This window comes from Rhizobium cauense (assembly GCF_019511525.1).
GTDB lineage: Bacteria > Pseudomonadota > Alphaproteobacteria > Rhizobiales > Rhizobiaceae > Rhizobium > Rhizobium cauense.
This window is the reverse complement of sequence record NZ_JAEUAT010000003.1, coordinates 262202-287866: the sequence shown is the minus strand read 5'-3', so window position 1 is coordinate 287866 and position 25665 is coordinate 262202. Positions and strand designations below refer to the sequence as shown.

Below are 25665 nucleotides of genomic sequence, written 5' to 3'. Positions count from 1 at the left end.
GCCGTCAATGCCTTGTTGTGAGTGATCTCGATGGATCCGCCTGCCCAGTGATCGCCGTGAGGTTGCCGACGAGGATCGGGATCAGCCGAGCGAGAAGGGGGCGGACCCTCGAGCTTGCAGCCGTTATCCACTCATCTTGCCGCTCAACAGGAGCTGGCACCCCGCGCGCTCAGCCTCGTAAACATGGCGAACGGCTTCAGCCTTTGCTCGACCCGCAACGAGAGCATTCCCTGCTTCCGATTTGGATCACCGACACTTCACAACCTGCTCCCATAGCCCGGTGCCTATGGCTGCATCTTGCGATCCTATTAGACAAAAAATGCGCAAATATTCAGTCTCGTGCCTAGAATTTAGTCTCTGAAGGATAGCAATAATGACATTTGAAGCGCAAAAGCCGCTGTGGCTGTACACGGCGGTCGAGCTTGGCAAAGCCTATCGCCAGGGGCAGCTCAAGCCCAGCCAGGTGGTCGAAGAGGTCCTAGCGCGCGCGGCGCAGGTCGATCCTATTCTCAATCTCTTTGCCGTTCTCGATGTCGAAGGCGCCCGCAAGGCCGCAGCCGAAAGCGATGCCCGATTTGCAGCAAAGACGCCGCTCGGCGATTTCGACGGTGTGCCGATCACCATCAAGGACAATATCCCGGTCAAGGGTCTGCAGCTCGCCTGGGGCAGCAATCTCTACAAGGGCCAGATCTCCGAAAGCGACGAGACGCCGGTCGAGCGGCTGCGCGCCCAAGGCGCCGTCATCCTCGGCAAGACCAATGTCTCGGAATTCACGCTCGGCCGTGGCAATGTCAACACGCTCGCCTTCGGCGTCACGCGTAACCCCTACGATCCGGCACTGACCTCCGGCGCTTCGACCGGTGGCGGAGCGGCCGCTACGGCGTCCGGCATCGGCACCGTGGCAATCGGCACCGATGGCGGCGGCTCCATCCGCCGCCCAGCCTCCTACAACAATCTCGTCGGCCTGAAGCCCTCGACCGGACGCGTCGCCCGCGTCAACGGCCTGCCCCCGATCCTCGGCGACTTCGAGATTATCGGCCCGCTCGCCCGCACCGTGGCCGATCTCGCCCTGGCGCTGTCGGCCATCGAAGGCCCCGATGCTCACGACCGCGCTTCCTACGGTTTTCTAAAGGGCGGGATCGAGCCGGTTCGTAGTGGCCAGAAGGTGCTCTTCGTGCGCGACGTCGCCGGTATGACGGTGGAGGAGCCGATTGCAGCCTCGGTAGCCGAGGCGGCCGAAAACCTCAAGGCGCTCGGTTTCATCGTCGTAGAAGGCCCTGCTCCCTTCGATGCCGCCTTGTTCGAAAAACATTGGCCGGTCATGGGCGCAACCGGACTTGCTTGGCTGCTGAAGGATACGAATTGGGAAGGCAAGGTCGGAGCGCCCTACCCGCCGATGATCGAGAAGGGCCGCTCGCTGACGGCTATAGAATTCTTCGATGCGCTGATGGCGTATCGCGCGATCTACGAGCAGTTTTCCCGCGCCTTCGATACCTACGATCTTGTGCTGACTCCCGCAGCCGGCGCCATGCCGTGGAAGGCCGAGGATTTTGCGCCGCCCTATCACCGGGCCTTCACCGGTTTCGTCAATGCCGCCGGCCTGCCGGCGATTTCCATACCGGCTTCGCCGTCTTCGAGCGGCATGCCGATCGGTTTCCAGCTCATCGCTCCCTTCGGGGCCGACTGGTCGCTGGTTTCCATCGCCAAACTCTATGAGGAGGCTCATCCGTGGATTCAGAACGCACCCGCGATCTGATGTACACCAGGAAGGAGAACAAGATGGATTCGGTGATCAGGGGACGGATCGTCACGCCGGACGGCATTCTGGAAAACGGCTGGATCGCCGTTCAGGGCCAAAAGATTGCAGCGCTCGGCACTGGCCCCGCCCCCCAGTGCGAGGAAGTGACGGACTATGGCGACCGTCTCGTGCTGCCTGGTATTATCGATGGCCAGACCCATGCGACGAACAGCACCGGTCTGTCCGGTTTTGCGCCGGCCACCGCCTCGGCACTGGCCGGCGGGGTGACTACCATCGTCGACATGCCCTACGACACGCCGCTGCCTCTCGATAGGCCGGAGCGGCTAAACGCGAAGATCGCGGCGATTGCGGCGCACGCTCATTGCGATGTCGCCCTTTATGGAACCGTCACGGCGGAAAGCGCCCTCGATCATGTGGACAGCCTGATCGAGGGCGGCATTTGCGCCTTCAAGATATCTTCCTTCGAGAGCAGTCCGGTACGCTTCCCCCGCATTGATGAGGCGCTGACGCTCGATCTTCTGGAAAAGCTAGCAGGGCGAGACCTGCCGCTCGGACTGCACAACGAGGACCAGGAAATCGTGCGCGCCCGCACCGCAAAAGCGCAGGCCGCAGGGCGAGACGGCATCGGCGCCCATTCTGACAGCCGGCCGCTTGCGGCCGAACTTGCCGCCACTGGCCAGTTCCTGGCGATCGGCCAGGCCACCGGCGCCCATGCCCATATCGTCCATATCTCGCACGAAGAGGGCTTTGCCCAGGTCGGTGCCTTTGCCGGTATCGGCGCTGCCGTCACCGGCGAGCTTTGCGTCCACTATCTCTGCTTCGATCCCGAGCGTGACGGGGATGCCCTCGGCGCGCGCATGAAGGTCAATCCGCCGATCCGGCCAAATGCGATCGATGGTCTCTGGCGGGCGCTACAGCGCGGCGAGATCGCCTTCGTCTCCTCCGACCATGCCAGCTGGCCGATCGACAACAAGCTTGGCGTCTCGATCTATGCAGCCGGAGCCGGCATTCCCGGCCTCGAAACGCTTGTGCCTGCCTTCTTCACAGCGGCGCAGGCGCGCGGGCAGGATGCGGCACTGCTGACTGCGGAATATCTTGCGGCGCGGCCTGCCCGCTTCTTCGGTCTTTCCGAACGCAAGGGCACGCTTGCCGCGGGGCTCGATGCAGACGAACAGGGCGATTTCACCTGGGACGCCGCGCAGGCCCATGACGGCCTGAACTGGAGCCCCTTCGACGGACGCCGGTTCAGCGTCCGGATCTCGGCTACATGGCTGCGCGGAAAACCGGCCTGGAATGGTTCCGAAATCCTGCTTGCGCAGGGCAGTGGCCAATACCTGCGCAGACAGGGCCAGGGTTGGTTCTCAACACATTGAAAGGTTACGTCTCATGGCGCAAATCACAGCCGTTTCGGGCGGCGTCTACGTCATCGCGGTCACGCCGTTTCTCGAAAACGGCGCGATCGACATTGAAAGCCTCGACCGGGTGACGGATTTCTATATCGAATCCGGCGCGACCGGCATCACCATCCTCGGCATGATGGGCGAAGCTCCGAAGCTGACCCAATCCGAGGCGCGCGAGGTGGCGCAGCGCGTCATCTTGCGGGCGGGAGATGTTCCCGTCGTCGTCGGCGTCAGCGCGCCGGGCCTTGCCGCCATCGGCGAGCTTGGTCGCACGGTCATGGACATGGGCGCGGCCGGCGTGATGATCGCGCCCCCCATGAGCCTGCGCACCGACCAGCAGATCCTTGGTTATTATCAGCAATGCGCCCAGACACTCGGCGCGGACGTGCCGATCTGCCTGCAGGATTTCCCATTGGCAACCACCGTACAGATCAGCAACGATCTGCTCGGCCGTATCATCGACGAGGTGCCCGAAGTGGTCATGCTGAAGCATGAGGACTGGCCGGGTCTCGACAAGATATCGGCCTTGCGCGCCGCCGAAGCCAAAGGTCGCCGGCGGATATCCATTCTTTGCGGCAACGGCGGCGTTTTCCTGCCGGAGGAAATGGCCCGCGGCGCGGATGGCGCGATGACCGGCTTCGGGTATCCGGAAATGCTGGTGACGGTCTGCGAGGATGTGGCCAGGGGTGACATGGATCATGCGCAGGACGTGTTTGACGCGCATTTGCCGCTGGTGCGTTACGAGCAGCAGCCCGGAATCGGCCTTGCCGTGCGCAAATACGTGCTGGCGCGGCGCGGCGCGATTGCGTCCGCCACCATCCGCAAGCCCGGCGCACAGCTGAATGCGACAGCCGTCGCCGAGGTCGAACGCCTGATTGCTCGGCAAGAAGCGCGCCTTTCTGCTCTGGGCTGATTCAAGGTCTCACATGCAAAGGCGGGCGTCGAAAGACGCCCGCCTTTGCATGTGGCAAAACCACACGTGCCTACTCGACAAGAAAGCAGGACGGTGTTTTGCAACCCCGGCCTGCATATTGCGAAGGAGTTTCGTCTCAGTGACTCAAGAAACTGCGGATGCGCTGCGGCGCCTGATCAGAGAAGAGCACGCCCGGCGCAGCATCCTCGATGATGCGGCCGTTCTCCATGAAGACGACGCGATCGGCGACGTTGCGGGCAAAACCCATCTCATGGGTCACGACCACCATCGTCATGCCCTCACGGGCAAGCTCGCGCATGACTTCGAGGACTTCGCGGGCAAGTTCGGGATCGAGCGCCGATGTCGCTTCATCGAAAAGCATGACCTTCGGCTGCATGGCGAGCGCGCGGGCTATGGCGATACGCTGCTGCTGGCCGCCGGAAAGTTCGTGTGGCCGAGCCGAGAGCTTGTTGCCGAGCCCGACGCGGCGGATCAGCGCTACTGCCCGTTCATGCGCCTCTTCTTTAGATGCGACGCCGCAGGCGACCGGCGCATACATGACATTCTGCAACACCGTCATATTGCGGAATAGATTGAACTGCTGGAACACCATGCCGGTTTCCAACCTGTGGAGCCGTAGCACGCCCTCTGACGCCGTTTGCAGCTTACCGCCCTTGTCGACCTGCCCGACGAGATGGCCACCGACCCAGACCTCGCCGGCCGTCGGCCGCGCCAGGTAGTTGATGCAGCGCAACAGCGTCGTCTTTCCCGAGCCGGAGGGGCCGATGATGGTGACGGTCTCGCCCTTGCGGATCGTCAGATCGACATCGTGCAGCACCGTAACGGGTCCGTATTCCAGCCGGATATTGCGCAACTCCACGATATTTTCCGGGTCCGGGCGTTCCGGCCAACGCCGGACTTGTTTGGCTGTATTCATGGGGACGTGACCTTTGCGGAAAGCCGGCGCTCGATCCGGATAAGTGCAATATTGATCGTTGCGTAGATCGCGCCGGCGATGAGGACATGGACGAGCGGATTGCCGCCCGCATAGATGCGCCCGTTCGCGACACTCATGATCTCCGCGGTGGAAATCGCCGAAGCAAGCGAGGTCTCCTTGAACAGAACGGTCGTACGGCCAATCAGCGGGCCGGATGCGATGCGCAGCACCTGCGGCAGCAGCACCGTGCGAACAAAGCTCCAATAGGGAATGCCGAGCGCGCGGGCGGCCTCCGCCTGACCCGGCGGCACGCCCTCATAGGCGGCCCGGAAAATCTCGTAATAATAAGCAGCGGCGAAGAAGGTGAAGGCGACAATCGCCGCAACCATCGGCGAAACGTTCCAGCCGGCCCAAGTCGAGCCGTAGAACGTGAGGAACAGCAGGATCAGCGGCGGCGTCGTCTGGGCAAGCCAGCTATAGATGCGGATCACCGCCCCGCTGACACGGCGTCCGCCGACGTCGAGCAGCATGAAACCGAGCCCGATCGACACCGAAAGTACGCCGCTGACGACGAGCAATAATAGCGCCTGCCCAGTCCCCTGCAGATAAAGCATGATCGTCTGGCCGATGTCGCTCATGGCGCGGCCTGCTCTGCGTCTGCGGGTAGGAAGGAGAGCGTCATGCGGACGGCCGCCATCGCCGCAGACACGACGGGAACGCCGAGGCGACGGGAAATCTCTTCGGCGACGCCGGGTCCAGTCGCTGCCCCGTAAGCCCAGATGAAGACGAGATCCGGCCGTGCCGGCAAAAGGTCGTTGACGATCGCATCGAGATCGTTGCCGCCGCCGCTGAAATGGATCGGCAGATCAGTCGCCCATGGCTGTTTTCGCCAGCCTTCGAGCTGCTGGCGGCGCTGGCGGTCGCCGTAGACGATGAGGCCTATGCGCGCGGATGGCATGGTACGTGCCAGCATTTCCGCCTGTCCCGCCATGGCATAGGCGGGTAGGATGACGGGACAACGCGAGCGGATATCGAGCGCAGGCAGCATTTCGGCCGCGCAGACGATGGTTAGCGCCACGCCCTGTTCTTCAAGCCGGGCAACGGCGTCGCCAAGGCGGGCCGTCAGCGTCTCCCGGTCGAACCATGTGCTCATACCGGGAGGACCGACGCTGCGGTCCGCATCCGCCTGGTGATGAAGGGCACGGATGGCGGGCGCACCGGACAAAGCCTCCATGCCCTGCAATTCGGCTTCCGTCAGGCCGTCGAGAATATGCTCCCAGACGGGCACGACATTCAAACGATAGGCGGTGAAAAGACGCTCATGCAAAGCTTCGAGATCCGGGCGCGGGCCCTGGCCGAGGCTGACGAAGCCGAGCTTCAGCGGGCTCATGCGCCTGCCTCCTTCTGCGAGGGCACCAGCCGGCGCGCCATGTTCCAGCGTACGCCCTGGGCGGCGAGGCTCAGGATACCGCCCATGAGGATATACATGAGGGCGGCGGCGATCAGGATTTCGAACGGTTGGTAGGTCATGGAAACGATTTCGTTGGCCACCGAAGTCAGTTCCGGAATGGTGATGATCGAAGCGACCGACGTGCCTTTGAGGACGAGAGTGGCATTGGAAAGATAGGTGGGCGTGAAGATCGGCAAGGCCTGTGGAAAGACGATCTGCACCCAGATGCGCCATCCGGGCAGCCCCAGCGCCCGCGCCGCCTCGATCTGGCCGGGATCGACCGCTCGTAGGCCGGAGCGGAAGATCTCGATATTATAGGCGACTGCCGAGAGCGTAAGGCCGATCACCGCCACCGGAAGCGGCGCGAGCACGATGCCGAACTGCGGCAATCCGTAATAGAAGAAGAACAGGATGACGAGCGTCGGCAGTGAGCGCAGCAAAAGCGTTGCGGTATCGAGCGCCCGCGAGGCAAGCGACACGCGGGTCAGGCCGACGACCGACAGCGGCAGTGCGATGATCGTCGACAGAACCAGCGTCAGGGCCGTTAGCCACACGGTGACCCATGCCGCCTTGAAGAGAAGCGGAAGGTTTTCCGCAAGATAGTTGAAATCCATGCTGTCCGCTTCCCGTCGCGATCACTTGCCGTCGATCCACGTCGCTTTCAACTTGTCGATCGTGCCGTCGGCCTTCAGTCTGGCGAGCACATCGTTGACCGCTGTCAGCAGGTCGGGCTCGTTGCGGCTGACCACCAGGCCATGTGTATAGGGTGAGGTGCTCTCGACGACGAAGCCGGGCTCGAGCACGGTCATACCCTCCTCATCACGTGCATGGAAGCGGGCAGTTAGATAGTTCATCGACACGGCATCGATGCGGCCGTTCTTGAGGTCGAGCATTTCCTCGGCAATGCCGGGATAGGTGGTGACCGAAACGTCGCCATCGAAGATCTTTGCGAGGATCGGGCCTTCCTGCCCGCCACGGACGACGCCGATGCGGTGGCCGCGACCCTTGTCGACAGTGGTTATATCGCTGGTCTTTGGCACAACGAGCGTGGTGAAATTCTCGACAGTCGGCTCGGACAGATAGAGGTCTGGCGAGGCCATGCGCGCCGGTGTGCGGGCAACCGCCGAGCAGATCATGTCGAACCGTCCGGCCTTGAGACCAGGAATGGTCGCGGCGAAATCGACACGGACGAATTCGGTCTTCAGGCCGAGATCCTGGGCGATGCGCTCGCACAGCGCTACGTCAAAACCGCCCAGCGAACCATCGGAATTGACAAGGGTAAGCGGCGGCGCGTTGCCGGTGGTCGCGATCGTCAGCTGGCCCTCTTGGACGAGAGCCTGTTTGAAATCGGCCGCGAGCGCCTGGCCCGCAACCACGAGCCCTGCTAGGGAAAGGGCGATCAGTCTGATACGCTTCATAATGTTCATCTCCAGTTTGGCAGACGGTAAGGCCCGCCGGTTCCCTGCTTCTTGTTTTTGCTGGCTCAAAGATGAGCCGATAATTTGCCTTCATGCCAGACTCTTTCAGGCAATGGAGACATAGGCAAATACCTATGCGTTATCTGCGGGTCAGTCGAAATGCATCACCGGCGTTCCTACCCATCCCGGCAACTGATCCGGCCGCGCAGGGGCGAAAATTTCGAAATAGCTGCATCCTTCGGGGCCACAGGCAACGACACCGTGGCGTGCCTGCGAAGGCACGAAGATGAAGTCGCCTGCCTCCGCCTCAATTTCCTTGCCATCGACGACGATGGTGCAGCAGCCGGAAAGGATGACCATGACCTGCTCGTTCTCATGCCAGTGCAGCCGGCCGTCGAAGGCGGTATCGGCGGCATTCTCAATGAAAACGGCCGAGATGGAATCGCCGCAGACTGCCTTGCGCATTGTCCCCGCTCGCATTCCGACCGCAGGCGGCAAGTTGTTCCAGTCGACTTTCATCGCGTCACACGCTCACGATCATGCCGCCGTCGATGCGGATGACCGAGCCGGTGAGATAGGACGCGCGGGTCGATGCAAGGAACGCGACGACATCGCCATATTCGCTCGGCTCGCCATAACGTCCGACCGGAATGGAAGCGACAGAGGCTGCGGCGACCTGATCGACGCTGCGCCCCTCACGGGCAGCCTTCTGTTCATCGAGGAAGGTGATGCGCTGGGTGGCGATGCGGCCGGGCAGCACGATATTGGCGGTGATGCCGAAGCGGCCGACTTCCGCAGCCAGCGATTTCGACCAGCCGACGAGGCTCATGCGCAGCGCGTTGGAGACCGCGAGATTGGGGATTGGCGCGATCACGCCCGAGGAGGTGGAGGTGACGATGCGGCCCCAGCCGCGCTCCTTCATGCCCGGCAGCACGCTGTCGGTGATCTTGATGACAGAAAGCACCATGGACTGGAAGTTGGCGAGCCAGAGTTCGGCCTTCTGTCCTTCGGCCGGGGTCGGCGGTGGGCCTCCGGTGTTGTTAATGAGAACGTCGACCGGGCCAAGCTCGTCCTCGATGCGGGCAATGTTTGGGGAGATCGCATCGAGGTTTGCGAGGTCCCATTGCAAGGCAATCGCGCGGCCGCCTTCGCCAGCGATTCGTGAAACCGTCGCTTCGGCTGCCTCGAGCGAAATATCCGCTACCGCAACGCGCGCACCTTCCCGCGCCAGCGAATGGGCGATCGCGCCACCAAGGCCGCCGCCGGCGCCGAGCACCAGTGCGGTCTTATCGTTTAATCCGAAATCCATGATCCATCCTCTCATATGGTCCACCCATCGCGCGCGGCAGACGGGAAGCACGGCAAGAGGATTTCCAAGAAGCGGCCGTCCTGTCTAAGTGGATTCCTTTATCCGCATATAGCCGATTGCCTATAGGTCGCCGGAAAGGGCCGGGATTTCAGTGCAGGCCGCACAAGCGGCATGACGCCGCACCTTGCCGGCGCGCGCCACGTTACATTTGGCGATTGATGGAGCCGGCTACTAATGATTAAGGTAACCCCACTTCGGCAGGCAGGCCCGAACAAAAACCTTTAGAAAATGACGCGAGGCCTACTATGCGACCCAGTGTCCGGCACCTTGAAATCTTCAGGCTGTTCTCACGCGTCCTGAACGTCACTGAGACCGCTCGGATCCTGCGAATTACCCAGCCCTCCGTCAGCCAAGCACTGAAGGATCTGGAGATGCAGCTCGGTGTCAGCCTGCTGATCCGTTCGAAAACGGGTATGAGGCTCACCTCCGCTGCGGAAGAGTTGCTGAGCTCCATGGACGGCGTGCTCGACAACATTCAGCTGCTGTCCGACCGCGCAGCCCGGCTACGCGGCGAACAGCGCAACCAGCTTTCCGTCTGCACGGTGCTGCCTCTTACGGCCGCACTTGTGCCCCATGCGATCGAGCGCGTTCGGAAAGAAAAGCCCGACGTGCGAATCGTCATCGAGAGCTATTCTAGTCGAGAAGTCATCCAGCGCGTGCAGGATCGGTCGGTTGATCTCGGGCTCACCTTCCTGCCGATCGAGGTTCCAGACTTGATTCAGCATCCGCTGATGACGACAGAGATGGCCTGTCTTCTGCCGCCCGGCCACGCGCTCGCGGCCAAAGACGTCGTCACGGCCGACGATCTCCTGGAGGAGACCATCATCACATTGGGGCTGCAAGTGCGGCAGGAATTCGACGTGCGCCTCGCCTTCGACCGGCCGCTTGACGATACCCGCTTCATCACTACCAATCTTTCCACCATCGCGTCGGACATGGTGCGCCAGGGCATGGGGGTGGCGATCACCCTCCCCTACGTTCTCCAGCATCTGGAGGGCAGCGAGGTGGCGGCCCGTCCGTTCCGGCCGCTGATCAAGCGCTCTCTCGTGGCCATCTTTCACAACCATCCAGGTCTGTCGCCCATCGGCCGGCTATTCCTGAAACACCTCAGGGCAGAACTGCGCACCTTTGCCGAGATCATCGGCCAATACGGCCTGACCTCGCGCATTCCAAGCTAGCGCCCGCCTGCGTTTTCGAACATCGTGCGCAGGCCCTCGCCAAAAAGGGTGATACCGGCCACCAGTGCAAAAATGGCGAAGCCCGGAATATTGACCAACCAGGCTTCGAAATAGACGAAGTCCTTTGCTTCTGCGATCATGAGGCCCCAGGAAGCGGCCGGCGGGCGAATACCTAGCCCAAGGAAGGACAGCGCTGATTCCAGCATGATCGCATGGGCCATCTCAAGGGTCGCGACGATGACGAGCGGCCCAAGCATGTTGGGCAGCACCTCCCGCAGCATGATGTGCAGATCCGAAAAGCCCGCTGCCCTCGCGGCCAAAACGAATTCCGCATTCTTCAGCCGCATCGCCAGGGCCCGCGACACCACAAGGAACTGATCCCACAGAAAGAAGGCGAGGATCAGCATCATCAGCCCCAGCGAATTGCCGAACAGACCGACGAGCGAAATGGCGGCGAGCATGATCGGCAGGCTGAGACGGACGGTCAGCAGGAACACTACGAAGGCATCCGTCCGGCCGGCGCGAAAACCGGCGGTCAAGCCCAACCCAATGCCGAGCACGGCTGAAATCAGGATGGTGCCGAAGCCGACGGCAAGCGACATGCGGCTGCCATAGATGAGCCGGCTCAAGACGTCGCGGCCAAGATGGTCGGTGCCGAGAATATGTTCCCAGCTGCCGTCGATGAAGACCGGCTTGACCAGGCGGTCGGCAAGCGACTGGTCATAGGGCGAGTGCGGGGAAATCAGCGGCGCGAAGATGGCGACCAGCACCGTCAGGACAAGGACCGTGCCCCCCACCCAGAACCCTGGCACGGCAACGGGCAACCGAAAGCGGGAAAGGCTCGGCTCTGCCACATGAGAGGTGGATGTCGACATGAAACTACTCCAGCCGGATGCGCGGATCGATTGCGCGGTTGACGAGGTCTGCGAAAAGCGTCAGCACCACATAGGCCGTGGATACCGTGAGAACGGAGGCCTGCACGACCGGGTAGTCGTTCTGGTTGATCGCCTCCCAGGTAAGATAGCCGATGCCGTTGATGGCAAAGATGTTCTCCACGACGACGGAGCCGCCGAGCAGGAAACCGAACTGGACCGAGGCGACGGCGACAACAGGCACGAGGGTATTGCGCAGCGCATGTCGGAAGTAGATCGCCGGCAGCCGCAACCCCTTGGCGCGTGCCGTCCGGATATAGTCCGACGCCAAGACATCGACCATGCCCGAGCGCACGATGCGGATGATCGCCGGCATCGAGTAAAAGCTGAGCGCCAGCGCCGGCATGGCGAGATGCTGGAGGTCGGTGCCGCCGGTGATCGGCAGCCAGCGCAGATTGAGCCCGAATAGCAGGATCAGCAGGAAACTGGTCCAGAAGATCGGCGTCGCGCCTCCGAGCAGCGCGATCAACAACACAACCCGGTCGACGAACGAGCCGGGACGAATGCCGGCCGCCATGCCCAGTGGAATGGCAACGACAGTCGAAAGCGCCGTCGCCAGCCCACCGAGCTTCAGGGTCACCGGCATGCGCTCGGCTACCAACGCCATCACCTGCTTGCCGTAGTAGAACGACGCTCCGAGATTGCCGTGCAGCGCATTCCACAGCCAGTCGGCATATTGGATATGGAGCGGCCTGTCCCAGCCATAGGTCTTGCGCAGGAATTCCACATAATCGGCGCCGGCATTTTCGCCCGCGAGTGAAATTGCAAGGTCGCCCGACACCTTGAGCATGACGAAGCTGACGAACGAAATGGTGAGAAGCACCATCAGCGCCATCAGCGCACGGCGGATCAAAAAGCTTTTCATGCCTGCCTCCCAACGTCCCGGGCGAAACCTGCGGTCACTTCCAATGGTATTTCCAGAACTCGACGTTCTCGTCTTTCGGCACCGGCCCCTCGAGCTCCGAGGACATTACGTAGTTGATCGGCATGGTGAAGAGCGGTGCCCAATAGGCCTGGTCGGCAATGCGCTTGAACGCCACCGAGAAAGCCTGCTTGCGGCTGTCCCCATCATTGGTGCTGCCGGCCTTTTCCAGCGCCGCATCTACCTCGGCATCCCGCGACTGGTCGTCGGGGGCGCCGTTGAAATAGAACTTCGTCGGCGCCCCCGCATCTGCGATCCCAGACGAACCAAAATCGTCGATGACAAGCGCTGCCTTGCGGTCGCGCCGCTGCTGCACGACGGCCGAATATTGCTGCCAGACCAGATTGGCGCGGATGCCGACCGCGCCGAGATAACCGACGATCGCCTCGGCCACCGGACGCGAGCGGAAGCCGTAGATATCGATATCGAAGCCATCGCCATGGCCGACTTCGGCCAGTAGTTGCTTCGCCTTTTGGGGATCGTAGGCATAATTTTTCACATCCTGCTCGCAGCCGAACTGGATGGGGTTGCAGGCGGTGCGGATCGCCTCGGCCGAACCGCCGACAAGTGTCCTTGCGATAGCTTGCCGATCGATGGCGTAGTTGATTGCCTGACGGACTCGCACGTCCCTCAGCGGTCCATCCGGCATCGCAAGGCCGGCCGCATCCATGGTGAGGAACCCAATGCGAAAGGTTGGCGCATTGACCGCCGTCACCGTCGGGATGGCGGCGAGGCGCTCGGCCTGATCGGTCGGTATGTACCAGGCCCAGTCGACACCACCGCGCGCTAGCTCGGCAACCTGTGTATTCACGTCAGGAATTGTGCGGTAGACGAGCGTCTTGATCGCGGGCTTGGACTTCGGCCCGCCATCGAAATAATTATCGAAGCGCTCGAAGACGATGTCCGAGCCCTGCTTGCCGACGACCTTATAGGGGCCGGTCCCGATGGGCTGCTCGGAAAAGGCCTGTAACCCGACCTTGTCACGATGACCGGCCGGCATCATCGGCACCTGGACGATGTATTGCAGGGCAAGCGGCGTCACTTTGCTGGCGTGGAACCTCACAGTGTAATCGTCGACGACCTCCACCTTCTCGACCCAGGCGGAGGTGATCCGGTCGAACACCTTGTTCTTCGGATCGGCCGCGAAATTGAAGGTGTAGGCCACATCCCTGGCGGTGAAGGAGTCGCCGTTGTGGAACATCACGCCCTTGCGCAGGTGCAGTTCGAGCGTTTTCTCGTCGATCCATTTCCAGTCGGTCGCCAAGAGCGGCTTCAGTTCGAAAGTCTGGGTGTCGCGGTAGATCAGGGTATCGTAGATCAGGAGGCCGAGCAGGAAACCCTCTCGCCCCGGTGCGTAGAAACGGTCGAGGCTCGGCAGTTGCGCTGCAAAGGTCGCAACCAGCGTGTCATCGGCCTTTCCGGCAAATGCTGGCGGCGCTGAAAGTGTCGAAGCCGTCACGAGCGATAGGGCGATAGTAGCGGAAATCAGTCTAGGCATCATGAACTCCGGTCAATGAGAAACATTCAGGCATTACGGCGCGGTTGCGAGTGGCTTGATTGGCCCGCCGCGCAAATCGGGTACCGAGGAAATCAGAAGCCGGGTGTAATCCTGCCGCGGCTTTAGAAGCACGTCGCGGACACCGCCGGTCTCGACGATTTCGCCATGACGCATCACCGCCACGCGATCCGCCATATGGGCGACCACACCGATATTGTGGGTGATGAGCAGGACAGACAGTTTTCGCTCTCGTCTCTGTTCCTGCAGAAGATTAAGGATCTGCGCCTGGACAGAGACGTCGAGGGCCGACGTCGGCTCGTCGCAGACCAGGATTTCGGGATCGGCAATCAGGGCACGGGCGATCGCCGCGCGCTGGCGCTGGCCGCCAGAAAGGGCCGCGGGGCGGCGCTGCGCATAGGCAGGGCCCAGCCCCACCTCTTCTAAAAGCCCGGTCGCCCGGCGAAGCGCACACGCCCGCTGCTCGCCACGCGCAAGCAACGGAGCCGCCACGATCTCTGCCAGCGTGTGGCGCGGATTGAGCGAAGAATAGGGATCCTGGAACACCGGCTGCACATGGGCTGCGCGCTCTCGGCGCGACAGGCTGCCGATGTCCTTGCCGAAGCAGAGAACCTGTCCCTCGCTTGGAGAGGCAAGCCCGAGTAGGATGCGCGAAAGCGTAGACTTGCCCGAGCCGGATTCGCCGACAATGGCTAGCGTCTCACCCTCGCGCAGGGCGATGGACACATCGTTCAGAGCCTTGAAAGCTTGACGGCCGGGATAGCTGTGGCTGACGGCGCGCGCCTCTAGGGCAACGCGGGGAAAGGGCGACCCGTCACGCATGGAAAAGCTCCATTTTTTCCGGTGCGAGAAGACAACGGCAGATTTCGGCATCGCCTCGAGACCGCGCCGGCACCGTTTGTGTGCGACATCTGTCCTGAACCAGAGTGCAGCGAGGCGCAAACGCGCAGCCTTCGATCTGGCCGCTCAGCAACGGCACCCGGCCGGGGATCGTGCCGAGTTCGACCGAGACGCCAGCCGGCGGAGGGGTCGTCGAGGGCACGCAGGAGAGCAGCGCCCGGGTATAGGGGTGTCGGGGACTAGTGAGCAGGTCGCGCGCCTTGCCGGTCTCGACCACCTCGCCCGCATACATGACGGCGACGCGATCGGCGATCGCCGCGACGACGCCGAGATCATGGGTGATGAAGACGAGGCCGATGCCGTGCTCCTGCTGCAGGGATTTGAGGAGCGCCAGCACCTGCGCTTGGACAGTGACATCGAGAGCCGTGGTCGGCTCGTCGGCGATGATCAGGCGGGGCCGCGCCATCAGGACCATAGCGATCATGACCCGCTGGCGGAGGCCGCCCGAAAGCTCGTGCGGATACTGGCGCAGCCGATCGGCGGCATTGGCGATGCCGACCCTCGTCAGCAAGGAAATCGCGGCGGCATTCGCCGCCGCATGATCGCGCGCGATATGGCGTAGGTGCACCTCGGTCAGCTGGCGTCCGATGGTCATGGTCGGGTTGAGCCCAGTCATCGGATCCTGGAAAATGAAGCCGATGCGCTTGCCCCTGAGATCTTCGAGTTCGCGGCGTGACAGCCGCAGGATATCCCGACCTTCGAAGGCCAGCCTCGTGGCCGAACAGCGTGCTACAGGCGGCAGCAGTCCGGTGACCGATAGCGCCGTCAGCGATTTCCCGCAGCCGGATTCACCGACGATGCAGAGGGTTTCGCCTGCATCGACGGCAAGGTCAACGCCACGGACCGCGTGAAGCACGCCGGCGCTCGTGATCACCTTGATGTTCAGATCGGTTATTTCCAGCAACGCCATCGATGCGCCTTCCGCCAGTGTCGAACGTTTGTGGACCTGGGGAAATCATGGCAAACTGATACCAGTAAGGAAAAATACGATTTTCAGATGGCGCCATAGCTTGGCACCTATGTCTGCTTAGCTCATGGCGCGAGCACGAGTGGCCACACGCAAATCAGGCCGGACGTTGCAAGCGTCAAGGAAACGATATTCTCATTGCAGTCGAACTCTCTGCCGTTAGCTCGCCTTGGTGATCAATATGTGGAAGAAATAACTTCAAATTGGCCAAATTGAAAATATTTCAATCCAGATTCATGAGCGCCCATCTACGCTCTCGCAGGCAATCGCGAGCGTGGCCTGCGCCAGCACATCACAGCCGATGACAGCATGCGCAGGTTCGACATACTCAGCCTCATTGTGACTGAGCCCATCGCGGCACGGAGCGAAGATCATCGCGGCCGGCGCGACACGGTTGACGAACAGTGCATCATGAAAGGCACCTGACAGCATCCGCATACTTTTGACCTTGCGCACACTTGCTGCCTGCTCGACCGTCTGCTGCAACGTGTCGGAAAAAATGCAGGGTGCCATATCAAAGGATCGGGCGATCTCGGCCTTGCAACCTTGCCGCTTCGCTTCCTCCACTATGCGCGATGTTACGAACCGTTCGATCTCGTCCAGCCGTGATGGTTCGGGATGACGCATATCGACCGTGCAGCGGACCTGATCTGGGATCGCGTTGACCGAGCCAGGCTCGGCTGAAATCCGCCCGACGGTGAAACGGGCGTCCGGATCATCAGGCATCACCGCCTCGTAGAGGCCTGAAAGGGCAGCGGTCAGCGCACGCAGCGGATCACGGCGGTAGGACAGTCCGGTGGTGCCGGCATGGGCGGTCTGGCCCTTAAGCGCCACATCCAGCCAACGTGTGCCCTGAATGCCCTTCACCACGCCAATGGGAATATCGTTCGCCTCGAGCGAAGGCCCCTGCTCGATATGAACTTCTATATAGGCGTGAACCGGAAAGCCGAGCGGCAACATCTCGGCCTCCGGCAGGCTCGCAATCGTTAGCGCGAGTTCCTCGGTAAAGCCGGCGCCATCGGTAGCGGCCTTGCTTTGCCAGGCGATCGGGATCTCGCCTGCCGAAAAGGCCATCGATCCCATGCAGCCAGGCGCAAAGCGGCACCCCTCCTCGTTGGTCCACGAGACGACAACCACGGGACGATCCGTCTCGATGCCCGCGTCTTCTAGGCTCTCCAGCACCTCGAAAGCGGAAAGCGTCCCGAGCGCGCCGTCGAACCGGCCGCCGGCCGGCTGGCTGTCGAGATGACTGCCGATGACAACAGGCGCGAGCGTATCGACCCGGCCCCTGCGTCGGATAAAGAGGTTAGCCATCGGGTCCTGGAGGACGATGAATCCCCTCGCCCAGGCAAGCTCGGCCAGAAGCCGCCGTGCGCGGCGATCGCCTTCTGTCAACGCCTGGCGATTGACGCCTCCCTTTGCCGTTCCGCCGATGGTGGCAAAAGCTTCGAGGCGGGCATTGAGACGATCGCCGTCGATATCGAGCATGGTCTTACCTCAGAGATAGGGAGCGTCGTGAAACGCGATCTCGAGCGCCTGAGCGCGGCCGAAGATGCCGCTAAGGCGGGAGCGTTCGTCCGGGCTCATGGCTGCGCCGGCGGCATCCAGCTCGGCCTTCAGCCACAGCGCCTGAGCGGCGAAGTCCTCGTGCGCGTGCAGGTCCACCCACTCCTTAAGCAGAGGATCGCTGATCGCGTAACGGGCAGCCTCCTTCGACCAGGTCCAGTACATCCACTCGGCGGCAAACATTGCCGCGACCGTATCGAGGTAACCACCATCGCGGGAGATCGTCAGCATGCCGTCACGGAAGAAGGCTACTTCGGGGATCGCTGTGTTATAGGCTGCGGGATCGATGCCGCGCTCGGCAAAGGTCTTTTCGAAATAGGCGATCTGCTGGTTGGCCAGTGCATCGAGAACGCCGATCAGCCAGCGCTTCTGGGCGATCGTCTCGGCCTTGGCGGCGGCAAAGGCGAAGATCGAAATTGCCGTGTCGACGAAGGCGCCCTCGAAGACGAGATAGCGCTCGAAGACGTCCTTCGAAAGCCGGTTCGCCTTGATGTCCGTGACGAAACGATGGCTAACCATCGCATCGAAGACGGCAGCATTTTCACGCAGGATCTGCTCGGACAATGTCTCGCTCATATCAGCCTTCCAGACCCGGACGCGCCGCTTCGACGAAGGCTTTGACGCGGGAAAGTTCCACCGGATTCCACCACACACCACCCTCCTTCAGCGAGGACGCGACGATGACACCATTGGTGCGCTTCAGGATCTCGACGATGTTGTCCTTGGTGACGCCGGATCCAACGAGCAGCGGCAGATGGGTCGCTGCGCCGATCGTCTCGATCTCCTCCACGGTTGCCGAATTGCCGGTGCGCTGGCCGGTGGCGATCACCACGTCGGCGTCGAAGAAGGCGAGGTCGCGGGTCAGTTCCTCGATCGTCCGGTCGGCGGTGATCGCGTGGGCGCCATGCTTCACATGGCTGTCGGCGAAGATCTTGATGTGTTCGGCGCGCAGAGCCGACCGGTATCGCATAGCTTCGGCCGCGCGGCCTTCCATGAAGCCCTCGTTGGCGACATAGGCGTTGGCCCACTGGTTGACGCGGATGAACTTGGCGCCGCCGGCCATGGCGATGGCGAAGGCCGGGATCGGGGCATTTGCGAGCACGTTAATCCCCATCGGGATACCGGTCGCCCGTCCGATCCGATCCGTGACGACGGACATGAAGGCGGATGTCTCGGGGCCGATATCCTCGGGCTTGGAGAAGGGGATGTCGCCGTGGTTCTCGATGATCAGACCATGCAAGCCGCCTTCGATCAACGCCTCTGCATCGCGCATCGCCACGTCGTAGATAGCGTCCACCGTCGCGCCGCGGTAGCGCGGGGCACCGGGAAAGGGGGAGCAATGGATCATCCCGATCAGCGCCTTGTCAGTGCCGAATATTTGCCTTATGGCGCTTGAATTATTATCCGAGATCGTCTGCATTTTCATTTCCTTTCGAAGGCCAGCCATGCCTGCCAATGTTCGTGCTCATGTCATCGGTAACGTCGCTGTCGACGAAACCATCTCCGTTTCGACCATGCCGGAAGCCGGGGCTTCGATCCTTGGTCGCGAAGAAACGCGCGACCTTGGAGGCAAGGGTGCGAACCAGGCCGTGGTCATGGCCCGAACAGGCCTCCCCACCACCCTCGTTGCGGCCGTGGGTGAGGATTTCCGCGCCCAGACCATTCGCGATCAACTTGCTCCGGAACCGGTCGAGGCCAAGCTGATTGCGCTTACCGGCCGATCCAGCGATTTCTCCATCATCTTCACCACACCCGATGGCGAAAACGCCATCGTCACCACCACCGATTCAGCCGGTTCGCTGACGCCACAAGAGGCCATCGCTGCGCTCGACACCGCCGCTTCAGGCGACCTCATGGTCCTGCAAGGCAATCTCAGCGAGGCAACCACGCTTGGCCTGCTCCAGGAAGCCCGCCGCCGCGGCCTCGTTACCGCCTTCAACCCCTCGCCCCTCAGGCCCTATTTCGGCGACTTCTGGCCGCTCGTCGACATCGCATTCCTGAACCGGGGTGAGGCGGAGAGCCTCACAGGTTCGTCCGATACGGCAGCGACCGAAAAGCTGCTGCAATCGGGCGTGCGCCACGTCGTGCTGACGCTCGGCGGCGAAGGCGCCCTGCTGGCAAGCCGGGGGGCGGCCATCGCCAACATTCCGGCCGTGGCCACCAAGGCGATCGACACCACAGGCGCCGGCGACACCTTCATGGCCGTAGCGCTGGCTTCCGCCGCGTTGCGCGGCGTCGAGCTCGACGCCCGTGCCATCGTCCACGCCGCCTCCGCCTCCGCCCTGACAGTCAGCCGTCGCGGCACCCGCTCGGCCTTCCCGACCACCGAGGAACTGCAGGCGATCCTGGCGCGCTGAGGCGCGCCAAGGACCATTGACGCCTCAGCGCTTTTCGCTCAACCAGCCGAGGATGTTCTTCCAAAGGCGGCCGTAGCCTTCCCATTCGCAGAAGGCCGGCGACAGCCAGTGCGGACCGATATCGGATGTCCAGGCAGCGCTGCGCCCCTGGCCGAATGTCCCGGTGACAAGCAGCGGATGGCCGCCCTGATCATCCGGCAGACGGGCCACAACTTCGACATCGGCGCGGTCGCGCACCTCCACCTCGTTAACGCCAAGCAGCAGCGGCCATTCACCGCCCACGCCGGCAACCGTCGGGTGGTCCGCCTTGGTGATGACAGCACCCGTACCTTCCGGAATCTCGACACGATCGTCATAGGGCAGGCAGGTGACGGGGAGCACATCCTCGACCGCCGTGCGGCGCCAGCGCGCCTTGCCGTCGATGCCCTGGAAGGAGAAATAGCCGCCAACCATCAACAGGCCGCCACCCTTTTCCACCCAGGCCTTGATCAGCTTCAACCGGTTCGGCACGGTCTTGGAATGCAGCCAGACGGCCGGCGGCAGCAGCAACGAGTTGGCGCCGATATCCGACAGGATGACCACGTCATAGGCGTCGAGACCCTCCATATCGAAGGGGAATTTTTCAACTGCCTCATGGGCCGGCATGTAGGTCAGCTCGTACTCGCTGCCTTCGAGCGCCTTTACCAGCGGCTCGGCGCCGAGATGGAAGGTGACGCTGCCGAACTGGTCGAAGCCTTTATAATGGGTGGCGGAGCTGACCCAGCTCTCGCCGACGAGGAGGACTTTCTTGGTCATGGTCTTTCCATTTCTATTATCGATCTGCGATCAGGCCTTGGCCTCGAACACCGATCTCGGATTGTCGCGCATGAGAATATCAAGCTGTTGATCGGTCAGCCCGTGGCGCTTCAGCCGCGGCAGAAAGTGCTTGAGGATGTAGGCATAGCCATTGCCGCCGTAGCGCGTCAGCATCATCTTCAGGAAGACGTCGTGGGAGAGCAGGATGCGATCAATATGCCCCCGCTCCACCAGCTTGACGATGGCACGCGCCGCTTCCTCGTCGCTCGGGCACTGCACCTGCTGGTCGGCGTAGAAGAAATCCATGCCGATCATGTCGTATTCCAGGAAAGCGCCGCGCGCGGCGAGCTCAGCCTGGTAGGCGAGATCGTCATGTGACGGGTTCATGTGGCAGAGGACGGTGTGGCCGAGCTCCGCCCCCTCGTCCGCCGCGATATCAAGCACCTTGTGACCGAGCCTGTACCAGCCGGGAAGATGAACCATCAGCGGAAGGCCGGTGCGCGCCTGCGCCCGCGCCGCCGCGCGCAGCGACTTTTCTTCCTGATCGGTGAAATCTGAGGACACGCCGATCTCGCCGATCAATCCGACTTTGATGTCGGTGCCATCGACACCGACGGTCGCCTCCTGAACGATCTCGTCGGCGATCTGGTCGATCGTCATGCCCGCGACCTTGGCCGGATGCGACGAGCCAAGATAATAGCCGGCGCCCATGATGATATTGAGCCCGGAAGCCTGCGATATCCGCTTCAGCGCTCGGGGATCTCGGCCGATGCCCTGACAGGTCGGCTCGACGACCGTGTGGCCGCCATGTGCCGCGAAATCCTTGAGCTCGGTGATAGCAAGTGGCTCGTCGTCAAGCGTGATGTTGTGCTTGTTGACGAAAGGATCCTGGTGCAGTTCGCTCAGGATCTCGATGCAGACAAAGCTGTCGGCGAGATACTGGCGTTCCGGCGTATTTGGTGCATGCCACCAGCAGCGGCAGTCGTTGAGGATATGCTCGTGCATCAGCGTGGTACCGAGGGCGGAAGCGGAGATTGCGCCCCCAACCGTCATCACCTTGCCCGAACGCACATGCGCTTCTGAAAGTTCGCTCATGCCGCCCTCACTTCTTCTTTCCGCCGAAGCGGAAGTTGGTGGTGAAGATCTTGGTATTCAGCCAGATTGCCACCAGGATGATGGCGCCCGTCACGATCTGCGTGAAGAACGGCGAGATGTGCATCAAAATCAGACCGTTGCCGATGACGGCGATGGTAAGCGTTCCGAGCACCGTGCCGAGAATGCTGCCGCGTCCGCCCATCAGCGATGTGCCGCCGAGAACCACGGCCGCGATGACCTGCAGTTCGAAGCCGACGGCGGCGTTGGACGAGCCGGAGCCCAGGCGGGCGGCGATGAGAAGTCCGGCCAGTGCGCAGGCAACCCCCGAGACCATGTAAACCGAGGCGACGATCCATTTTGCCGGCATGCCGACGCGGCGTGCTGCCTCGAGATTGGAACCCACGGCCACGACCTGCCGGCCGTATTTCGTGTAGGCGATGATGGCGTAGCCAATCACCGCCACAAGCACGGCGATGAGCGCCGGGACCGGAAGCCCGAGGAATTCTCCCCGGCCGAGCCAGAAGAAGCCGGGCGCGTCCTTGATCGGGATCGAGTAACCCTGCGTCAGCCACAATGCGAAACCACGCAGAATGGAAAGGCCCGCAAGCGTGACAATGAATGCCGGGATGCCCTGGTAGGCAACGAACCAGCCCTGGGCGATGCCCATCAGCGCACCGAAGGCGATCATGCCGATGACCACAGTCGGCCATGGATAGCCCATGGCCATGATGATAGCGGCCACCGCATTGACTAGCGCCACCTGCGAACCGACGGAAAGATCGATGCCGCCGGTGATGATGACAAGCGTCATAGCAACCGCCACAACCAGGATGGGAGCCGCCTGGCGCACGACGTTGAGGATATTGCCGAGCGTCAGGAACGTGTCCGTGGTGGCGGAGAAAAAGACGAGGCAAGCGAGGAAGAACACGGTGATCGACAGCACCTGCGCGTGTTCGGAAAGGAAGTCGGCGACCGGCGATCCGGCCGCGCGTTCGGTATAGGCGTTCAATGCTTCTGCCCTCCGACGATAAGCTGTACGAGGTCCTGCAGGTCGGTCTTGGCGATGTCGCGCTCGGCGACCTTGGTGCCTTCATACATGACAGCGATACGGTCGCAGACGCGGAAAAGATCCTGCAGACGATGGGTGATCAGGATGACTGAGACCCCCTTTGCTTTGACCCGGTTGATCAGGTTGAGCACGGCTTCGACTTCGGCCACGGCAAGTGCCGATGTCGGCTCGTCCATAATCAGCACCTTCGGATTGAAGGACGCGGCGCGAGCGATCGCGATCGCCTGCCGCTGGCCACCCGACAGTTTCTCCACTTTCGCACCAAGTCGTGGGATGCGGATTTCGAGCGCGTCAAGCATGGCGCGGGCCTCGGTCAGCATGCGGGCTCGGTCGAGGAACGGCCCCTTGGTCAGTTCGCGGCCGAGAAACAGATTGCCGACCACATCGACATGGTCGCACAGGCTGAGATCCTGGAACACCATCTCGATATTGCGGTCGCGGGCATCGGCCGGCCCGCTGAAGCGAACCTCCCTTCCGTCGACGGCGATCGTGCCGTCATCGGGGATATAGGTGCCGGAGATGACCTTGGTCAGCGTCGACTTGCCGGCCGCATTATCGCCGACCAGTCCCAGGCATTCGCCAGGATAGATGTCTAGATCGACACCGCGCAACGCCTGATGCGAACCGAAACTCTTGCGGATACCCTTCAGTGAAATTCGGGGCTGGCGAACGCCGCCTTCGCCGGACTGCCGGGGGAGGATTTCTCCGCCCCCGGGTCCTGCGACAGCGGTTGGGTGCTGTCTGTCAGAGATCATTTGAAAACGGCCCTGTAGGGTTCGACGTTTTCCTTGGTCACGATGGTGATCGGCACCGAGATCGTCTTCTCGACGCTGCCGCCGTCCGAGATCTTCTTCAGGGCATCGACGGCGGCTGCACCCATGGCAGATGGATCCTGCTGGATGACGGCGGTGACATAGCCCGCATCAAGGCCGGCGATCGCCTGCGCCGTCAGATCCCAGCCGAAGACCTTAACGGACGACTGCTTACCCTGGCTTTCGACGGCGGCGATGGCACCCATCAGCGCCGGCTCGCCGGTGGCGTAGACGGCGGTCATGTCAGGGTTGCCAGTGATCAGGTTTTCTGCGGCGGCTAGCGCGTTGTCCTGGATGTTCTGGCCGTCGACTACGCCAGCCGTGGTGACACCTTCAGCATCCTTCACGGTCTTTTCGAAGCCTTCCTGGCGGACATTCTGGATGAACGAGTTCAGTGCGCCGACAACGCCATACTTCACCTTGCCGCCCATGTTGCTCTTCACGTAGTCGAGGAAGAATTTGCCCATGTCGGCACCGGCCTTCGCATTGTCGACGCCGATCTGCGCCTTCTGCGGGCCGTCCGGGAGGATAGCATCGATGGCAACTACTGGAATGCCCGCGGCTGCGGCCTGCTGCACGGCGGGCATGATGCCGTTAACGTCGATAGCGACGACCGCGAGGCCGTCGACCTTCTGCTGGATATAGGTTTCGATGGCACTGTTCTGCGCGGCTGGATCGTTGTTGGCGTTAAATATCACCAGTTTGGCGCCGGCCGCGTCGGCTGCCTTTTGCGCGCCTTCGTTCATCTGGTTGAAGAACAGCGCCTGCTGGTTGATCTGCACAAGCGCGAAGGTCTTTTCAGCGGCAATGGCACTTCCGAACGAGATGCCGGCAAAGACCGTTGTTGCGAGTGCAGTCGTAAACATCCTGCGTGTGAGAATAGTCATGTCTTGTTCCTCTGGTTAGGTTCATCTTCGTTGCTTTTTTATTGCTTCGACGGCGGTGCAACGGAGTTCCGCACAACGATTTCGACCGGCAGCAGTTCTTCGGAGCTCAAGCTCTCCGGCTCCTGCCAGTTTGTTTCAAGAAGCAGCGCCAGCGCCCGCTCGCCAAGCGCCCGGACGGGCTGGCGTATGGCGGTCAGCGGCGGTGCGAAAAGATGCAGGGGGCTCACATCGTCGAAGCCGATCACAGAGACCTCGCCGGGAATCGAGACGCCCTCGGCGCGGAACACTTCGATCAGGCCGATTGCGATCTCGTCGGAACTGGCGAAAATGGCGGTTGCCGGCTTGCCCTCGTCGATAAAACGGCGCGCCGCCTGCCGGCCGTACTCCACCGTGAAACTGCCCTCGAGGCGTGTCAGCTGGAGCGGCTCCCCCCGCTCCATGAGCGCACGCTCCAGCCCCCGGAAGCGACGGCGCGTGCTGATCATTTGCTGCGGGCCGCCGATATAGACCACGCGCTGATGGCCATGGTCGGCAAGATGCCGGCCCGCGAGATAACCACCCTCCTCGTTGTCGCAGAAGAGCTTTGGCACCATTGCTTTCGGCACGTCTTCGTCGACGATGATGACCTTTCCAGTCTGATTTATCAATGCACCCAGTTCACCCTCGTCAGGGTGATTGGTAACGAAGATGAGACCGTCGACATGATTGCGGGCAAGCGCCGTCACGTACGAGATTTCACGGCCAGGACGGTTGAGCGTTGCATGCAGCGATAGCGCGAGCCCGCGCTTGTCCGCCTCCTGCTCGACCGCGGCGACAAGGGTGGCGAAGAATGGATTGGCGATGTCAGGCACCACGAGACCGATCGTATCCGATCGCCCGCGGCTCAGGCGACGGGCATGCGGGTTCGGCTCGTAACGAAGATCCCGGATCGCCTTGTCAATACGTTCTTTAGTTTCCGGGGGAAGCTGGAGCGAACCGTTCAGGAGCCGCGACACGGTCGCCACCGATACGCCAGCGGCGTCGGCAACATCCTTCAGGCTTGTAGCGCGCTTGCTCGCCATAACGTCTCCATGCCCGGGCGTGTGACCGACCATTGTAAAGCGATTTACTAAACCGCTTTACGATGACATCGAAGAGCTTCCTGTCAAGCGTAATATTTAGGCACGAAGAAAAATTAGGCGCGAGCGAGCACTCCGCGACGTTGGCTACATCGACTTAGATTATTGCTCTCGAAACAGAACACACCGGTCTTGGGATATGAACGGCTGACCCGGTTATTCTAAGATATGATAGTCAGGCGATCCAAGAACGTCACTTTAACGGAACGACTGATTTGGGGCCGGCAGCAGTCATTGCCCAGTTCCTTCACCTTCGATGCATGCGTCGACCGCCCTTCGGGCCCATTGGGCCACCCGACCTGATC

General features: G+C 61.9%; 26 protein-coding genes. 5 read left to right on the top strand and 21 right to left on the bottom strand.

The window, feature by feature from the left end:
* Positions 1-373 precede the first annotated feature (373 nt).
* Genes JNB88_RS07415 through JNB88_RS07405 form a run of 3 tightly spaced genes read left to right on the top strand, consistent with a single transcriptional unit; the run spans position 374 to position 4072 of the window.
* Entirely contained in the window at positions 374-1756 is a 1383-nt protein-coding gene (locus JNB88_RS07415) for an amidase (RefSeq protein WP_220354886.1), read from the top strand.
* Positions 1729-3132, top strand: a complete 1404-nt coding sequence (locus JNB88_RS07410) for a dihydroorotase (RefSeq protein ID WP_220354885.1) — start codon at positions 1729-1731, stop codon at positions 3130-3132. Before JNB88_RS07415 ends, JNB88_RS07410 begins: the two co-directional genes overlap by 28 nt.
* A gap of 13 nt (positions 3133-3145) precedes the next feature.
* Positions 3146-4072: a dihydrodipicolinate synthase family protein gene (locus JNB88_RS07405; protein ID WP_220354884.1), complete on the top strand. Its 927-nt coding sequence runs from the start codon at positions 3146-3148 to the stop codon at positions 4070-4072.
* A gap of 136 nt (positions 4073-4208) precedes the next feature.
* On the opposite strand, the gene JNB88_RS07400 is transcribed toward JNB88_RS07405, so the two are convergent.
* The 7 genes from JNB88_RS07400 to JNB88_RS07370 form a co-directional block, all read right to left on the bottom strand.
* The gene (locus JNB88_RS07400) at positions 4209-5009 is read right to left on the bottom strand and encodes an amino acid ABC transporter ATP-binding protein (protein ID WP_220354883.1); all 801 of its coding nucleotides are present in this window, start codon (positions 5007-5009) and stop codon (positions 4209-4211) included.
* Positions 5006-5647 carry an ABC transporter permease subunit gene (locus tag JNB88_RS07395; protein ID WP_037134051.1) on the bottom strand — a complete coding sequence of 214 codons (642 nt, stop codon included), beginning with the start codon at positions 5645-5647 and terminating at the stop codon, positions 5006-5008. Before JNB88_RS07395 ends, JNB88_RS07400 begins: the two co-directional genes overlap by 4 nt.
* Complete coding sequence (locus JNB88_RS07390) at positions 5644-6399, bottom strand: AroM family protein (protein ID WP_220354882.1); 756 nt, start codon at positions 6397-6399, stop codon at positions 5644-5646. The genes JNB88_RS07395 and JNB88_RS07390 overlap by 4 nt, the downstream gene beginning before the upstream one ends.
* A complete protein-coding gene (locus JNB88_RS07385; RefSeq protein WP_220354881.1) occupies positions 6396-7073 on the bottom strand; it encodes an amino acid ABC transporter permease in 678 nt (225 codons plus the stop codon). The genes JNB88_RS07390 and JNB88_RS07385 overlap by 4 nt, the downstream gene beginning before the upstream one ends.
* Before the next feature lie 21 nt (positions 7074-7094).
* On the bottom strand, positions 7095-7877 hold the full coding sequence (locus JNB88_RS07380; RefSeq protein WP_081930920.1) for a substrate-binding periplasmic protein: 783 nt from the start codon (positions 7875-7877) through the stop codon (positions 7095-7097).
* Between the two features lie 150 nt (positions 7878-8027).
* Positions 8028-8342, bottom strand: a complete 315-nt coding sequence (locus tag JNB88_RS07375) for a cupin domain-containing protein (RefSeq protein WP_220354880.1) — start codon at positions 8340-8342, stop codon at positions 8028-8030.
* Between the two features lie 58 nt (positions 8343-8400).
* Complete coding sequence (locus JNB88_RS07370) at positions 8401-9186, bottom strand: SDR family oxidoreductase (RefSeq protein WP_220354879.1); 786 nt, start codon at positions 9184-9186, stop codon at positions 8401-8403.
* Positions 9187-9491: 305 nt separating this feature from the next.
* Between JNB88_RS07370 and JNB88_RS07365 the strand changes: the two genes are divergently transcribed.
* Entirely contained in the window at positions 9492-10424 is a 933-nt protein-coding gene (locus JNB88_RS07365; protein WP_220354878.1) for a LysR family transcriptional regulator, read from the top strand.
* On the opposite strand, the gene JNB88_RS07360 is transcribed toward JNB88_RS07365, so the two are convergent.
* The 8 genes from JNB88_RS07360 to JNB88_RS07325 form a co-directional block, all read right to left on the bottom strand.
* Positions 10421-11299, bottom strand: a complete 879-nt coding sequence (locus JNB88_RS07360) for an ABC transporter permease (RefSeq protein WP_220354877.1) — start codon at positions 11297-11299, stop codon at positions 10421-10423. The two genes, JNB88_RS07365 and JNB88_RS07360, sit on opposite strands and share 4 nt — an antisense overlap.
* Positions 11300-11303: 4 nt before the next feature.
* Positions 11304-12221 (bottom strand): ABC transporter permease, encoded by a 918-nt coding sequence (locus JNB88_RS07355; protein WP_220354876.1) that lies wholly within the window; start codon positions 12219-12221, stop codon positions 11304-11306.
* A gap of 34 nt (positions 12222-12255) precedes the next feature.
* Complete coding sequence (locus JNB88_RS07350) at positions 12256-13776, bottom strand: ABC transporter substrate-binding protein (RefSeq protein WP_220354875.1); 1521 nt, start codon at positions 13774-13776, stop codon at positions 12256-12258.
* Between the two features lie 33 nt (positions 13777-13809).
* On the bottom strand, positions 13810-14616 hold the full coding sequence (locus tag JNB88_RS07345) for an ABC transporter ATP-binding protein (protein WP_220354874.1): 807 nt from the start codon (positions 14614-14616) through the stop codon (positions 13810-13812).
* Positions 14609-15604, bottom strand: coding sequence for an ABC transporter ATP-binding protein (locus JNB88_RS07340; protein WP_220354873.1), 996 nt, complete (start codon positions 15602-15604; stop codon positions 14609-14611). The genes JNB88_RS07345 and JNB88_RS07340 overlap by 8 nt, the downstream gene beginning before the upstream one ends.
* 291 nt (positions 15605-15895) lie before the next feature.
* Positions 15896-17149 carry a Zn-dependent hydrolase gene (locus JNB88_RS07335; protein WP_220354872.1) on the bottom strand — a complete coding sequence of 418 codons (1254 nt, stop codon included), beginning with the start codon at positions 17147-17149 and terminating at the stop codon, positions 15896-15898.
* Positions 17150-17158: 9 nt separating this feature from the next.
* Complete coding sequence (locus JNB88_RS07330; protein ID WP_220354871.1) at positions 17159-17803, bottom strand: TenA family protein; 645 nt, start codon at positions 17801-17803, stop codon at positions 17159-17161.
* A gap of 1 nt (position 17804) precedes the next feature.
* Positions 17805-18647: a BtpA family protein gene (locus tag JNB88_RS07325; RefSeq protein ID WP_220354870.1), complete on the bottom strand. Its 843-nt coding sequence runs from the start codon at positions 18645-18647 to the stop codon at positions 17805-17807.
* A gap of 25 nt (positions 18648-18672) precedes the next feature.
* Between JNB88_RS07325 and JNB88_RS07320 the strand changes: the two genes are divergently transcribed.
* Positions 18673-19584 (top strand): ribokinase, encoded by a 912-nt coding sequence (locus JNB88_RS07320; RefSeq protein ID WP_220354869.1) that lies wholly within the window; start codon positions 18673-18675, stop codon positions 19582-19584.
* A 24-nt stretch (positions 19585-19608) separates the two neighbouring features.
* Here the strand turns inward: JNB88_RS07320 and JNB88_RS07315 are convergent, their stop codons facing one another.
* Genes JNB88_RS07315 through JNB88_RS07290 form a run of 6 tightly spaced genes read right to left on the bottom strand, consistent with a single transcriptional unit; the run spans position 19609 to position 25303 of the window.
* On the bottom strand, positions 19609-20379 hold the full coding sequence (locus JNB88_RS07315) for a glutamine amidotransferase (RefSeq protein WP_220354868.1): 771 nt from the start codon (positions 20377-20379) through the stop codon (positions 19609-19611).
* A gap of 30 nt (positions 20380-20409) precedes the next feature.
* On the bottom strand, positions 20410-21474 hold the full coding sequence (locus tag JNB88_RS07310) for a phosphotriesterase family protein (RefSeq protein ID WP_220354867.1): 1065 nt from the start codon (positions 21472-21474) through the stop codon (positions 20410-20412).
* 7 nt (positions 21475-21481) lie between these two features.
* On the bottom strand, positions 21482-22483 hold the full coding sequence (locus tag JNB88_RS07305; RefSeq protein WP_220354866.1) for an ABC transporter permease: 1002 nt from the start codon (positions 22481-22483) through the stop codon (positions 21482-21484).
* Positions 22480-23298, bottom strand: a complete 819-nt coding sequence (locus tag JNB88_RS07300; RefSeq protein WP_220354865.1) for an ATP-binding cassette domain-containing protein — start codon at positions 23296-23298, stop codon at positions 22480-22482. The genes JNB88_RS07305 and JNB88_RS07300 overlap by 4 nt, the downstream gene beginning before the upstream one ends.
* On the bottom strand, positions 23295-24242 hold the full coding sequence (locus JNB88_RS07295; RefSeq protein ID WP_220354864.1) for an ABC transporter substrate-binding protein: 948 nt from the start codon (positions 24240-24242) through the stop codon (positions 23295-23297). Before JNB88_RS07295 ends, JNB88_RS07300 begins: the two co-directional genes overlap by 4 nt.
* Positions 24243-24280: 38 nt before the next feature.
* A complete protein-coding gene (locus JNB88_RS07290; RefSeq protein ID WP_220354863.1) occupies positions 24281-25303 on the bottom strand; it encodes a LacI family DNA-binding transcriptional regulator in 1023 nt (340 codons plus the stop codon).
* Positions 25304-25665 lie beyond the last annotated feature (362 nt).